11 protein-coding genes are annotated in these 13,653 nt (G+C 66.8%); 8 read left to right on the forward strand and 3 right to left on the reverse strand.

What is annotated here, in order from left to right; genetic code table 11:
• Positions 1-22 precede the first annotated feature (22 nt).
• From MYF83_RS29160 to MYF83_RS29175, 4 genes are all read left to right on the forward strand, one after another.
• Complete coding sequence (locus MYF83_RS29160; RefSeq protein ID WP_248963939.1) at positions 23-1,243, forward strand: ABC transporter ATP-binding protein; 1,221 nt, start codon at positions 23-25, stop codon at positions 1,241-1,243.
• A 367-nt stretch (positions 1,244-1,610) separates the two neighbouring features.
• Positions 1,611-2,471, forward strand: a complete 861-nt coding sequence (locus tag MYF83_RS29165) for a hypothetical protein (RefSeq protein ID WP_248963940.1) — start codon at positions 1,611-1,613, stop codon at positions 2,469-2,471.
• A complete protein-coding gene (locus MYF83_RS29170; RefSeq protein ID WP_248963941.1) occupies positions 2,461-4,221 on the forward strand; it encodes a DUF4012 domain-containing protein in 1,761 nt (586 codons plus the stop codon). The genes MYF83_RS29165 and MYF83_RS29170 overlap by 11 nt, the downstream gene beginning before the upstream one ends.
• 223 nt (positions 4,222-4,444) lie before the next feature.
• Positions 4,445-5,023 carry an arsenate reductase/protein-tyrosine-phosphatase family protein gene (locus MYF83_RS29175; protein ID WP_248963942.1) on the forward strand — a complete coding sequence of 193 codons (579 nt, stop codon included), beginning with the start codon at positions 4,445-4,447 and terminating at the stop codon, positions 5,021-5,023.
• Here MYF83_RS29175 and MYF83_RS29180 read toward each other — a convergent pair.
• The 3 genes from MYF83_RS29180 to MYF83_RS29190 all read right to left on the reverse strand — a co-directional run bounded on the left by MYF83_RS29180 (position 4,989) and on the right by MYF83_RS29190 (position 8,420).
• The gene (locus MYF83_RS29180) at positions 4,989-6,365 is read right to left on the reverse strand and encodes a tyrosine-protein kinase domain-containing protein (protein ID WP_248963943.1); all 1,377 of its coding nucleotides are present in this window, start codon (positions 6,363-6,365) and stop codon (positions 4,989-4,991) included. The two genes, MYF83_RS29175 and MYF83_RS29180, sit on opposite strands and share 35 nt — an antisense overlap.
• A 4-nt stretch (positions 6,366-6,369) precedes the next feature.
• A complete protein-coding gene (locus MYF83_RS29185; RefSeq protein ID WP_248963944.1) occupies positions 6,370-7,341 on the reverse strand; it encodes an MraY family glycosyltransferase in 972 nt (323 codons plus the stop codon).
• Positions 7,342-7,403: 62 nt separating this feature from the next.
• On the reverse strand, positions 7,404-8,420 hold the full coding sequence (locus MYF83_RS29190) for a GDP-mannose 4,6-dehydratase (protein ID WP_248963945.1): 1,017 nt from the start codon (positions 8,418-8,420) through the stop codon (positions 7,404-7,406).
• A gap of 291 nt (positions 8,421-8,711) precedes the next feature.
• Between MYF83_RS29190 and MYF83_RS29195 the strand changes: the two genes are divergently transcribed.
• From MYF83_RS29195 to MYF83_RS43945, 4 genes are all read left to right on the forward strand, one after another.
• Positions 8,712-9,680, forward strand: a complete 969-nt coding sequence (locus tag MYF83_RS29195; RefSeq protein ID WP_248963946.1) for an NAD-dependent epimerase/dehydratase family protein — start codon at positions 8,712-8,714, stop codon at positions 9,678-9,680.
• Between the two features lie 86 nt (positions 9,681-9,766).
• On the forward strand, positions 9,767-11,155 hold the full coding sequence (locus tag MYF83_RS29200) for an O-antigen ligase family protein (protein WP_248963947.1): 1,389 nt from the start codon (positions 9,767-9,769) through the stop codon (positions 11,153-11,155).
• A 10-nt stretch (positions 11,156-11,165) separates the two neighbouring features.
• The gene (locus MYF83_RS29205) at positions 11,166-12,347 is read left to right on the forward strand and encodes a glycosyltransferase (RefSeq protein WP_248963948.1); all 1,182 of its coding nucleotides are present in this window, start codon (positions 11,166-11,168) and stop codon (positions 12,345-12,347) included.
• Positions 12,344-13,651 (forward strand): lipopolysaccharide biosynthesis protein, encoded by a 1,308-nt coding sequence (locus MYF83_RS43945; protein WP_248963949.1) that lies wholly within the window; start codon positions 12,344-12,346, stop codon positions 13,649-13,651. Before MYF83_RS29205 ends, MYF83_RS43945 begins: the two co-directional genes overlap by 4 nt.
• Positions 13,652-13,653 lie beyond the last annotated feature (2 nt).

The raw sequence follows: 13,653 nt of genomic DNA on the forward strand, positions 1-13,653 counted from the left end.
CCCGGACGCACGAAGGACTGTCATGGCATCAATCGTTCTGCGCAACGTCGACAAGATCTACGCCGGCGGTGTGAAAGCTGTGAACGGCCTCAATCTGGAGATCCACGACGGCGAGTTCATGGTCCTCGTCGGTCCGTCGGGATGTGGAAAGTCCACGGCGCTCCGCATGATCGCGGGGCTTGAGGACATCAGTGGCGGCGAGATCGCCATCGGTGACCGGGTGGTCAACCACCTCCCGCCGAAGGACCGCGACATCGCGATGGTCTTCCAGAACTACGCGCTCTACCCGCACATGACCGTCGAGGAGAACCTCGCCTTCGGCCTCAAGCTGCGCAAGATGCCCAAGGCCGAGATCGCCAAGCGGGTGCAGGAAGCCGCCAAGATGCTGGGCCTCGACCAGTACCTCAAGCGCAAGCCGGCCGCCCTGTCCGGTGGCCAGCGCCAGCGTGTCGCCATGGGCCGCGCCATCGTCCGCGAGCCGCAGGCCTTCCTCATGGACGAGCCGCTGTCGAACCTCGACGCCAAGCTCCGCGTCTCGATGCGGGCCTCGCTCAACCAGATGCACGAGCGTCTCGGTGTCACCACGGTCTACGTCACCCACGACCAGGTCGAGGCCATGACCCTCGGCGACCGGGTCTGCGTGCTGCGCGACGGCATCCTCCAGCAGGTCGACACCCCGCAGAACCTCTTCGACAGCCCGGTCAACCTGTTCGTCGCCGGCTTCATGGGCTCCCCGTCCATGAACTTCGTCAACGCCGAGCTCGTGCGTGACGACTCCGGCGCCGCTGTGGTCTTCGCGGGCTACAAGCTCGCGGTGCCCGACTCGACCTTCGCCGAGAAGCCGGGGCTCGACCAGTACCTCGGCAAGAAGCTGATCCTCGGCATCCGTCCCTCCGACTTCGAGGACGCCGCCTCCGCGACCGGCCACTCCGGCGGCTGGGCCCACATCCCGACCCGCGTGGAGGTCACCGAGGAGCTGGGCAGCGAGATCAACGTCCTGTTCCTCATCGACGCCCCGCCGGTCGAGCACAAGGACACCGTGGCCGCGCAGGACACCGGCGACGACGAAGAGGCCGTGCTGCCGCTGATCGGCGACAAGTCGCTGTGGACCGCCCGCGTCAACGCCCGCAGCCACGCCCGTCCCGGCGAGAGCATCGAACTCGTCGTCGACACGCACAACTTCCACTTCTTCGACACCGACAGCGGCCTGGCCGTCGGCCACCCGGCGAACGTCGGACGCTGAACCCGGCGCCTCAAGGGCCGCTGACCGAGGCCACTCGGCCGGCGGCCGGCCCGAGAGGCCGATAACTCAGAACTCCCTTCCCAACGAGAGACCCCCGCCGTGCACCCCTCCCACGGCGGGGGTCTCTCCATTGGTCAAGTCGGCGAAAACCGTCCCCGATCTTTGGGTAATTCGCGTGCGCCGGGCGGCGGCCATTCGGCTCAAGTGGATACAACGGTATCCATCGACATGTCGCTCGGTAGCCGGGCGATGTTTCTCATGGCCCGAATCATTGTCCATCGGGGAGTCCTGAATGGCTCGGAAATATACGATACCTATTCTTCTGGCGGCGACGCTCGCTAGCGGAGCCGCGACGAGTACGGTCGCGATGGCGGCCGTGGACACCCAGGCGCTGCGGTCGGCCGGGTACCGGCTGCCCGCTCAGCCGGACACCACGCCGCCGACCGCGCCGACCAACCTTCGCCTGTCCGAGCGTGGCCACTGGTGGATCACGCTGGCCTGGGACCCCTCCAAGGACGGGCCCGACTACCCGGTGCATCCGGGTGTGGTCGCCTACGACATCTACCGCAGCGGATCGCCGTTCCGGCTGATCGCGAGCGTTCCGGCCAACGTCCTGACGTACACCGACAGAGTGTCGATCTGCGAGACGGTGTCCTACTACGTCCGGGCGAGGGACGCGGCGGGAAACGTGTCGCCGCCCAGTAATGTCGTGAATCGTCCCGGTCGGGAGAAGTGCGACCATAAAGACGAGCACGACAAGCAGGACAAGCACGAAAAGCAAGACGAAACAGATGTGGTGACCACCGAGCCTGAGTCGTTGAACAAAGTCGATAAATTCGACAGGTACGACAAGTCGGACAACCATCATTCCGACGACGACGACGAGATCATCAAGGCCGACAGGTTCCTCCACCTCGAGAATGCGAACGACCACGGCGGCGGTCACCACAACTCGGACCGTGACCACCACTACGGCGGCCACGACTTCGGCGGGCACGAAGGCGGGCCCGGGGGCGAGGAATCCGGGGCGGAGGCGTCCGGCGGCCACAAGGGTGGTGGGCACGCGGGCGGCGGTCACGAGGCCGGCGGGCAGCAGGCGGCCAGGAGCCTGCCCTTCACGGGCGCGCCCGTGGCAGCGGTGGCCGGAGTGGGCAGCGCCCTGCTCGTCGCCGGAGCCGCCGGTGTCCTGATCTCGGTCCGGCGCCGCCGAACCACTGGTGCGCGCTAGACGACGACGCCGGGTCGTCGCCGGTTCGCTCGCCTCCGTGGTCGTCCTGGCGTCGTCCGCGGGATGGTCGGTGCATCGGGGCCTCGGCGTCCGCGACCACCTGCAGGCGACCAGGGACGCCCTGGTGCATCTCCGCGCGGTGATGAGCGCCCGTGACCTCGACCGGATCCGCGTGACGCTGGCCGACGCCCACCGTCACGCGGCCGAGGCACGGCGCCTCACCAGCGGGCCGGACTGGTCGCTGCTGACCCATCTGCCCGTGGTCGGAGACGGCGCCACGACCGTGCGGGGCCTGGCCGAGTCCGCCGCCGAGATCACCGACGTGCTGACCGGCGTCCAGGGTACCGGCACGTCACTCCTCACGGCGGGGTCGGGCTCCACCGACGACGTACATCAGCTCCTGGACGGTCTGAAGGCGGCGGCACCGGTTCTCGACGGTGCCACCGCCCGGCTCACGCGAGCGCACGGCGACCTGATGGCCACCCCGGCTCGCACCGGGGTGGCCTCCGTGGACCAGGCACGGGCCGCGGCCCTGTACGAGCTGGACCGGCTGCGCCGCTGGATCGGCGGTGCGGCCACCGCCGCGAACCTGATCCCGCCGATGCTGGGCAACGACGGCCCCCGCCGCTACTTCCTGGCCTTCCAGACCAACGCAGAATCGCGGGGAACCGGCGGCCTCGTCGGCGCCTTCGGCATCCTTTCAGCCGACCACGGCCGCATCCACGTCACGCGGCTGGCCGCCAACAACGGCCTGGGCACCAGCGCCCGCCCCGTCATCGACCACGGCCTGGAGTTCCGCGCCCGGTACGGCCCGGCCGCGACCCGGCTGCTCTCCGCTTCCAACGTCTCCCCGCACTTTCCCTACGCCGCGAAGACCTGGGCCGCTCTGTGGCAACGCCAGAGCGGCCGGCGGCTGGACGGCGCCATCGCGCTCGACCCGGTCGCCCTGTCCTACCTGCTCGGCCTGATCGGGCCGGTCACCCTCCCCGGCGGCGAGAAGGTCAGCGCCACGAACGTCGTCGATCTGACCGAGCGCGCCGCCTACGCCCGCTTCCCCGATCCCCTGGAGCGCAAGCGGTACCTCATCTCGATCGCCACGACCGTCAGCGAGGCGCTGCCCAAGTCCTTCGACGAGCCTTCCCGGATGCTGCCCGTGCTCAAGCCCATGCTGGAGGAGCGCAGGGTCCAGATCTGGAGCCGCCATGACGCCGAGGAACGGCGCCTGTCGGCCACCGTGCTCGGCGGCGTGCTGCCGCGCCGGCCCGGGCCGTACGCGGCGCTGGTGGTCAACAACTCGGCCGGCGGCAAGCTCGACTACTACCTGAACCGCTCCCTCGAGTACGAGCTCGGCCCCTGCCAGGACGGGCGGCGGTCCACGACGGTGCGAGTGCGGCTCACCAACGACGTGCCGAGCGAGCCGCTACCCTCCTACGTCACCGGCAGGCTGGACGACCCCGGGCACCCTCATCCTGTCGGGTCCAACCTGTTGTGGGTGTCGCTGTACGCCGGGGTGGGGGCCGAGATCAGGTCGGCGTCGCTCGACGGCCACCGGCTTTCGGTCATCAGCGAGGTCGAGCGCTCGCATCCGGTGTACTCCACCCTGCTGGAGCTCGGCCCGAGGCAGTCCAGGACGCTGGAGTTCGGCCTGGTGGAGCCCGCCTCCGGAGCCTCACCGGTGGTTCCGGTGCAGCCTCTGGCCCGTCCCCAGTACACCCGGGTCGTCCCGGACCGGCACGGCTGCAACCCCTGACATGCTCTAACGCCGGTACCGGCAGAAAAGCTTAAAGAGAAGCGCGTCGTGAGCGGTCCCCCGTTGAAGCCGATCTACCGTTGCCTTCATGGAGCGTTCGCCAGAATTCGCAGAAACCGGTCGGGTTGTGCAGATCCCGCCGTCAGAGGGCCAGACGCATGCTCCGTCAGGACGGCCACACGTACGAGTGGTGTCTGCGGCACGGCATGACACGCCTTTCCGCATGTTGTTCGTGTGCACGGGCAACCTCTGCCGCTCTCCGATCGCCGAGCGCCTGACCCGCGCCGCACTCGCCCGTCACTCGGCCATCGTGGTGGAAAGCGCCGGCACCCACGTGAGGCCAGGGGAGAGGATGACCTCCAAGGCGGTCCGCGCTCTGGAGAAGGCGGGGGTGCGGGCAGCGGATTCCGTGGCGCGGCAGCTCACCTCCCAGATGATCCGGGAGGCCGATCTCCTCCTGGTGGCCACACGGGCGCACCGGGCGTGGGTGGTCTCCGAGTGCCCGCGAGCCGTGGGACGGGTGTTCACCATCGCCGAGTTCGGCGCCCTGGCCGATGTCGTCTCCGCGGTCGAGGTCACCTGTCACGATGATCTCGTAAGGCGGGCCAGCACGCTGGTCACCGAGGTGCAGGCTCTCCGCGGGCTGGTCCAGGTGGACCAGCCCGACATCCCTGACCCCTACGGTGGTTCAGCACGTGCCTACCGGGCGACCGTCCGGCGCGTCCAGGCGGCGCTGGCGTCCCCGATCGCGATACTGACCGCCGAGGTCACACGCCGACCAGAGGTGCCGGCTGCTCGTTGACGTCTGTTCGGTACTCGCCGTATCCGTAGACTTCGCCTGACTTGTGGGGGACGAAGTTCAGCACGGCTCCGACCAGGTGCGCGTTGACGGACGACAGCAGCTCTCCGGCTCGGGTGACGTTCTCCCGCCGGGTCTTGCCGCACTTCGCGACGAGCAGTACGTCATCGCAGGTCGCCGCGAGAGCGGCGGCGTCGGTGACGGGAAGCAGCGGCGCGGTGTCGATGATCACGATGTCGTAGTCGGCGGTGAGCCCATTGATCAACTTGCGCATTTCCTGCGAACCGAGCAGCTCGCTCGGGTTCGGGGGAATCTTGCCGCTCGGCAGTACAGATAGCCTCGGCTCGCCCCAGCTCTGCACGGCGTCCGGCAGCTCCACGTCGCCGACCAGCACGTCGGTGAGACCCACCGCCCCCTCGATCCCGAGGTAGGCCGGCACATGTGGCCGGCGCAGGTCGCCGTCCACCAGGATCACCCGCCATCCCGCGTGCGCGAACGTGATGGCGAGGTTGGTGGCGACCGACGTCTTGCCCTCACTGGGCAGGCAGCTGGTGACCACGAGCGATCGCGGCTTGTGGTCGACGCTGACGAAGCGCAGATTCGTGCGCAGCGAGCGGAACGCCTCTGACCTGGACGATTGCCCATCGTGGCGAAGGATCAGAGGGTAACGTCGCGCATCGCGCTCGTACCCGATCACTCCGAGAACCGGGCTGTTCGACAGCCTGCGCAGCTCTTCTATCGACGTGACGGCGGTGTCCAGAACCTTGCGGACGGCGATCGCGCAGGCGGCGACCATCAGTGCGATGAGGAGGGCGATCGCCAGGTTGAGGAGCGGCCGGGGGCTCACCGGCTTCTTCGGGACTCCTGCCTGGTCCACCACGGTGACCTTGACGGTGGCCGGGCTGTTGGGAGTGACCCGCTCCATCTGGTCTATCAAGCGGGTGAACGCGGTCCCGAGGGCGTTGGCCAGCCGCGCGGCACGGGCGGGGTCGCCGTCGGTCACCGTGGCCTGGAGGATCACCGTGTCCGGCACGGCTTCCGCCGTGACGTTCGCCAGCAGCCGCCGGATCTCGTCCTCCCCTGAGGCGACACGGCTGACCAGCTTCCGGCTGGTCAGCAGCCTGGCATAGGACTTCACCCTCTGCGCCGACAGCAATGCGGCCTGGTAGGCGGTGGCGGTGCTGGTCTCCTTGTCGTGGGCCGACACGAGCATGGACACAGTGGCCGCGTAGCGTGGCGGCGTCTTCGCGGTGATCACGAGCGCCGTGGCCGCCGCGAGGACCATCGAGAGCAGGATGAGCAGCCAGTTACTACGTGCAAGTCGTAGGTAGTAGAGCAGATCCACCGGATCAGCGCCTTTCGCGGATTTTTGATGGGTGGTTGGGGCGCAGGGCGGACGAATAGACATGCACCCTCTGTGCCAGGCCAATGAGTACGAAGGCCACGCCGACCGTGGCGATGGTCAGGGTGAGCACCGGCGTCCACCGCAGGGCGCTCAGGAGACCCAGCGTGCCGGCGACGGCGGCGACGGCGGCGAGAGTGAGGGCTGTCAGCCTTGTGCTCAAACCGAGGTGGCGCAGGCGGTGTGACAGGTGGTCGGTGCCGCCGCTCAGCAGCGGACGGCCCGCCCGCTTTCGCGACACGAGCACCACACCCGTGTCGACGATCGCGACGAAGGTGGGCAGGATGAGTCCGGCGATCCCTGTCTCGGCACTCGTGCCGGTGACGAGCAAGGCGGCAGACGACGCCATGACGAATCCGATGAACAGTGACCCGGCATCGCCCATGAAAACCCTTGCCGGCGCCCAGTTGTGCCGCAGGAAACCCAGGCTGGCGAGGGCGAGCGTGACCAGGAGCAGTGCGAGCGTGGACTTGCCCTGCAGGGAGGCGGTCGCCGCGAGGCACGCGGCGCTGACCGTCGCGATGGCCCCGAGGGAGCCGTCCATGTTGTCGAGCAGGTTGAAGGAGTTGGTGATCACGATGATCCACAGTGCGGTGATGGGACCGTCCAGCCATCCCCCTGTGATCGACGCCTCGACTCCGCTCAGCACCACTCCGCCCGCCGCCATCGTTTCGACTGTCAGCCGGACGTGCAGCGACGACGGTGATAGATCGTCGATCAGGCCCAGTACGGCCACTGCCGTGGCGGCGAGGATGATCGCGATGCATTGGCGATCGTCGAAGCCTGCCAGCACCACTATGGGGAGCGTCGTGCCGAGCACGATCGCGACACCTCCCAAGTAGGGGACAGGCTGTGCGTGAGCCTTGTGGCCGCCCGGGCGATCGGTGATGTCCCAGAGCAGCGCGAGCCGCCCCAGCACTCCGGTGGCTCCCGTGGCCAGCAGGAAGGCGGCCGCTGCCGCGATGAGGACGGTGCTTCCGTTCACCGCTGTGACGCTGCCAGTTCGGCGCGGGCTTCCGCGATCGTCTCGGTCAGGACATCGTCCAGCGACCGCCGCGGCGTCCATCCAGTGAGCGCGTGGATCTTGGAGGTGTCGGGGACCCGCCGGACCATGTCCTCGAAGCCCGGGGCATAGGCCTCGTGATAGGGGATCATGTCGATGGCGGACGTGGAGCCGGTGTGCTCGATGACCAGCTTCGCCAACTCCAGGATGCTCACCTCGTCGGCGGAGCCGACGTTGAAGGTCTGTCCAAGCGCCGCGTCGTCGTCGAGCAACCGGAGCAACGCGTCGACGACGTCCGCGACGTGAGCGAAGCAGCGGGTTTGCGTCCCGTCTCCGAAGACCGTGAGGGCCGTGCCCCGGAGTGCCTGCCGCACAAGGCGCGGGATGACCATGCCATAGGCGGGGCTTTGTCGTGGTCCCACGGTGTTGAACAGCCTGACGGTGATCGTGGGGAGGTCGCGTTCCCTGTGATAGGCGTTGGCGAGGATCTCGTCGACGGCCTTGGCCGTGCTGTAGGCCCAGCGCGCCACGGACGGGTTGCCCAGAACTCGGTCGGCGTCTTCTCTCAACGGTCCGGCGGAGTTCTTACCGTAAATCTCGCTGGTGCTGGCGAGCAGGATCTTCTTTCGATAGCGATGGGCCGCTTCGATGACGATTTCTGAGCCACGGATGTTGGTGACCAGTGACTTCAGCGGTTCCTCGACGATCAGCTTGACGCCGACGGCCGCCGCCAGATGCACGACGACGTCACACTGGCGCATCAGTTCGCCGACGACGAATTCGTCGAGAATCGAACCCTGGACGAAGTGGAGACGAGGATGGTGGTGCACATGGGACAGGTTCTCTATGCGTCCCGTGGAGAGATTGTCCAGGATTGTCACCGAATCGCCCCGGCCAAGTAGGGCGTCCACGAGATGTGAACCGACAAACCCGCTACCGCCGGTGATCAAATATGTCGCGCCACTAACAGTCAACGTGACTCCTCTCCCGGACACTCAGGACCGTTCGGTCGGCGTGTCGCATATGGGGGACAGCGGAACATTATTGATAGCCGATTGCTACCCCGCTAAGGCAACGCGCTGTCTTGTATAGACTTGGCGTGCATTTTCATCGGTGCTGGCGGTACGAAGCCATGTATTCCACGAAAAGGATGACAAGGGGTATGTCCGCGCCGTAGCAAAGTGGCGTACATATGGCGGACCGAGTTCGTGTCCTTCTCGCTACGCTCCGCGCACTACCGGTAGCGTCCTGTCAAACGACCTTGCTGTAGTGGTGGGGGGACATGCGTGAAGGTCTTGGTAACCGGTGGAGCAGGCTTCATTGGCTCGAATCTCTGTCGCGCGCTCGCCGCGCATCCGAAGTTCGACCGGGTGATCGCTCTGGATGATCTCAGCTCCGGCTCGATGGACAACCTCACCGAGACCGAGACGGAGCTGGTCATCGGCAGCATCCTTGATCGGGAGGTTCTGACCAAGCTCGTGGCCGAGGCCGACGCCGTGGTCCATCTGGCCGCGCGCCCGTCCGTGGCACGGTCCGTCGCCGCACCGCTGGACAGCCACGAGATCAACGTCAATGGGACGCTGTACGTCCTGGAGGCCTGCCGCAGTGCCGGCGCCCACGTGATCGTGGCCTCGTCGTCCTCGGTGTACGGCGCGGCGTCGGCGCCGGTGAAGGACGAGGCTCTCCCGACCTTCCCCCTCAGCCCGTACGGGGCGAGCAAGCTGGCCGCGGAAGCCTACGCGCTCGCCTACGCCGCCAGCTTCGGCGTCGACGTGCTGGCCTTCCGCTTCTTCAACGTCTACGGACCGATGCAGCCGGCAGGCCATGCCTACGCCGCGGTGGTCCCGGCGTTCGTCTCCGCGGCGCTGAGCGGGGAGTCCTTGCACGTTCACGGGGACGGTCGCCAGTCGCGCGACTTCACTTACGTGGGCACCGTCGTCAACGTCATCGTGGACGCGCTCGTCCGCAGGCTGGTCTCCCCCTCGCCGGTCAACCTGGCCTACGGGACCTCCGTCACGGTTCTGGAGTTGGCCCACATGGTCGGCCGGATGGTCGACCGGCCCGTCGCCATCGTGAACGAACCCGCCCGCGTCGGCGACATCCGCCATTCTCGGGCGGGCAACGACAGACTGCTGGAACTCTTTCCCCGGAACGTGCCGGTCCCCCTCGAAGCGGGCCTCGAACGGACTGTCGCGTGGTTCAGGAGAACAACTGCCTTGTTGGCTGAACCCGTCCGCTCCCGAACAGAGAATTGACGGCATTGGTGAAAGAAGACTGGGGAGATCGTAACTTCAGACCGCGAGCGATGTTCGGCGGCTTGACCCGGAGCGATGTCCTGCTAGTGCTGCTGACCACCGCCGTGGCCGCGGTCGCATTGGTCGTTTTGAGGCAGCGTGATCATCTGCTGATGGTTGTTCCGTTCATCGCGTTCGCGGTGTTCGCGTTCGCCGCTCCACGGGCTGCGGCGCTGTCGCTTCTTCCGATCGGCGTTCTTGTCCCAATGGTCTTCGAAGTGGGCATCCCCGGCAATTGGGTGCTGCCCGAGGTCACTGCCTCCACTGCCACCGTATGTGTGGTCCTGGTCGCCTGTAGTCTGGGTTTGCGATTGCTGTACGGGAGATTGCGACTGAGCGTCGAGCATGTACCTGTCGCCGCACTCGGCGCACTCATCCTCATCGGCTATCTTGCCCCGCCGGTCGTCGTCGAGTGGGGGCACTGGAGTGGCAGTGATCGTCATTTTCCGGGTCTTCTCGTCTGCCTGGTGATGCTCGCCGTTGTCATGGTGACCAAGCCCAAGCCGGCGCATCTGCTCAACGTCTTCATCTGGAGTGCGGTCGCGGTCGCGGTGTTCGCTTTCGTGCACGGTTCTGACGGCGGCGGCCGTCTGCGCACCGTCGCATACCTTTCAACATGCCTTGGGATGCTTGAGGGGCCGGCCGTGGTGGCGTGCCTGGCCCTGGCCCGTGCCCGCCGTGCCGCGCGTTGGCTGGTACCCGCGGCCATCTGTTTTGCCTGCGTATTCGCTTCACAGTCACGGGCCGGAATACTGGCCACGGCGGTCGGCGCTGTCTTCGTTCTCGTGGCCGGACGTCCCACGCTTTTTCGCATCGCCCTCTTGAGCGTGGCCGGTGCCGCGCTTGGACTGGTCCTGAAGTTCGGAGTGGGCGTAGGAGAACTACTGGCTCCATGGCGAGATGAGTCCGGGATCGCTTCCAGCGACGTCCAGCGCTTCGAAATCCTGCAGTTCTCCCTCCGCCTCATCACGGAGCACCCGCTTCGGGGCGTCGGATACGGGAATCTTGTCCAGCTGATCGATTACACGCCCAGATACGGTGAGCGAAGCGGTGCCCACAACGACTATCTGCGCATCGCCGCGGAAAACGGCATCCCGGCGCTCGTCGTGTTCCTGGTCATTCTTTATCGAGCGGTCAGGCCGCACAGAGAGGGTGATCTCGGAGCCGTACGGGCCGTCGTCGTTTCGAGCATGGTCTGGATCAGCACGGAGGTGAACCTGCCTCACCCCGCTTGGTCTGCCTTCTTCTGGATCTCATTGGCCTGCCTGCTCGCCGCGCGCCGCTCCGGTGAGGGCGAGATCAAGGCGGATCACAGCGCTGATTCCGGGGCGCGGGCTCGCTGTTCTGAATTCGTTCGACAGGCGACGCCGGCCGGCGAACCTGTCCTGATCGCCGGTGCGGATTTGAGGAAATCGGATGCGATGTGTCGGGAATAGGATCCGCGTGATGCGGATCATCGCTCGGATGAACGTGGGCGGTCCCGCCCGCCAGGTCTCCAGTCTGTGCCGCCATCTGGACCCGGCGCGATTCGAGCAGCGACTCTATGCGGGCCAGGTACAGGAGGGCGAGGCCGACTACCTGGATCTGTGCGGGTCCGATCTCGAGGCCCGGGTGGTCCGAGGACTCGGCCGGTCGGTTCACCTGCTGGACGATCTTGGGGCGCTCGTCTGGTTGATCAGGGAGATGCGCCGGTTCAAGCCGCATATCGTGCACACACATACCGCCAAGGCCGGCGCGCTCGGGCGGTCGGCAGCGATCCTCGCGGGTATCCCCGCTCTGGTCCACACCTTCCACGGGCATCTGCTCAACGGATATTTCTCCCCGGCCAAGACCAGGCTCGTCATCGGAGTGGAAAGGGCGCTCGCCACGCGTGCCGAGCGGCTTCTCTCTGTGGGCACCCAGGTTCGCGACGACCTCATCCACCATGGCATCGGGCGACCCGATCAGTACGTCCTCATGCCGCCGGGCACCACGGTCGGCGGCATACCGGACAGAAGCGCCGCACGGCGAACACTGGGCCTCCCCGCGGACCCTCCGGTGGTGGCCTACGTCGGCCGGGTCACCCAGATCAAGCGTCCCGACCGCTTCCTCGCGGTGGCACGGGCGGTTCTCGCGGCCCGAAGGGACACCCATTTCGTGGTCTGCGGGGAAGGCAACCTGACGGCCTTGCTGCACGAATCGGTGGCCGAGTTCGGCGGGGCCCTGCACATTCTGGGCTGGCGACCCGATACGGAGACGGTCTACGCGGCGTCCGATCTGGTGTTGCTGACCTCCGACAACGAGGGAATGCCCCTGTCCCTCATCGAGGCCGGCATGGCCGGGGTTCCTGCCGTGGCCACCAGGGTGGGCAGCGTGGAAGAGGTGGTCGACCACGGTCATACGGGAATGCTGGCCGCCGCGGACGTCGCGGAGTTGACCGATTGCGTACTTCGGCTGCTGGACGATGAGCCCTTGCGCGAAGCCATGGGAGTGGCGGCCAGGGACTGGACGGCCCGGCGTTTCACTGTGGAACGTCTGGTGGCCGACACCGAGGCGGTCTACACCGAAATCGCACGAGCTCATGGGTGGTGGCCCGGCGAAGCGACGGCTGCCGCGAGGCCGGCGCGCTCTCACGACGGCAAGCGGTGACCGGCTGGGGCACGGCGGCGCTCGGCACCCTGTTCGCGCGTGCCGTCACATTGCTGATGACCATGTGCAGCGGCGTGCTTCTCGCCAGGCAACTCGCTCCCTCCGGGCGGGGAACGTATTACGTCTTCCTCTCCATCGCGATCACCTCGTGCTTCCTGGGGAACCTGTCCGGCGACCAGGCGATGGTGTCACGCTGGGAACATTCCGCGGAGCGCCCGGCGCTGCGGGCGAACAGCCTGTTCCTCGGACCAGTCCTCGGCTCCCTCACGGCCCTCACCGCGGGAGTCGTCGCGGTCAGCGTCGGCGACTTCAGGAGCGCCACCTCCTCAGAGCTCGTCCTCCTGGTCGTCGTGCTGCTAGCCGTGCCCGTCATCGTGACCTGCACGTATATGTCGGGCGCCCTTGGCCTCGAGGGCCGTATCAAGCTGGTGACCTGGGGCACCTTCGGCGGATCGGCCGCGCAGTGTGTTCTGCTGGCATTCTGCTCGGTCACGGGATCGCTGACCATCGGCAAGGCCGTGTCCATATGGGTGCTCTCCGTGACGGTCACGCTCGTCCTGTTCATGCGGGTCGGCCGATTCAGCACCGCGCGCCGCGATCTGAGCCTCGCCGTCCGCACGGTGACGATCGGCTTGCGAAATCATCTCGGCCTCGTCGCGACGCAGATCCTGCTGCGCGTCGATGTGCTGATGTTGAACGCCGCGACCTCTTCCTACGCCGCGGGGCTGTTCTCCGTCGCGGTCACCCTGGTCGACCTGGTGACCGTGGCGACCGTTTCGCTCTCCTTGGTCGGGCTCTCCCGGCAGGCGAACGAGGACCTTGAGGACGCCGCCCGTATCACCGCGACCGCGACCCGCCTCGCCGGATTGGTCGGCGTGGTCTCGATGGCGGCACTGTGCATGACCGCACCCATGTTGATTCCCATCGTCTACGGATCCGAATTCCGAGACAGTGTGATCCCTCTGTTCGGGCTGGCTCCCGGTGTCCTGGTCTATGCGGTCACCCGGCCGATGTGGACGCACATCCTGCGCCTCAACAGGCCGGGGATGGCGACGGGCATTTCCTTGCTGGCATTCGTGCTGAATGTCGGGCTCAACCTGGCATTGATCCCCGTGCTCGGAGTGCTGGGGTGTGCGGTCGCATCCTCCGTTGCTTTCGCCTTCTTCGGTCTGATGCAGACGGTCTGGTTTCTCCGGGCCACCGGACTTCCCGTCTCCCGCGTTGTTCCGGGGATCGAGGAGCTGCGAGGGGTTCGCCGCGTCCTCGAACGCGTCAGACATCGCCTTGTTCAAGCGAAGATGTGAGG

The sequence above is a fragment of the Sphaerisporangium perillae genome (genome assembly GCF_023276435.1).
Classification (GTDB): domain Bacteria; phylum Actinomycetota; class Actinomycetes; order Streptosporangiales; family Streptosporangiaceae; genus Sphaerisporangium; species Sphaerisporangium perillae.

Bases quoted from the DNA above. Each gene is read 5' to 3' on its own strand.
- MYF83_RS29160 (WP_248963939.1), top strand. From the start codon at position 23: ATGGCATCAATCGTTCTGCGCAACGTCGACAAGATCTACGCCGGCGGT.
- MYF83_RS29175 (WP_248963942.1), top strand. From the start codon at position 4,445: ATGTTGTTCGTGTGCACGGGCAACCTCTGCCGCTCTCCGATCGCCGAG.
- MYF83_RS29205 (WP_248963948.1), top strand. From the start codon at position 11,166: ATGCGGATCATCGCTCGGATGAACGTGGGCGGTCCCGCCCGCCAGGTC.
- MYF83_RS29165 (WP_248963940.1), top strand. From the start codon at position 1,611: ATGGCGGCCGTGGACACCCAGGCGCTGCGGTCGGCCGGGTACCGGCTG.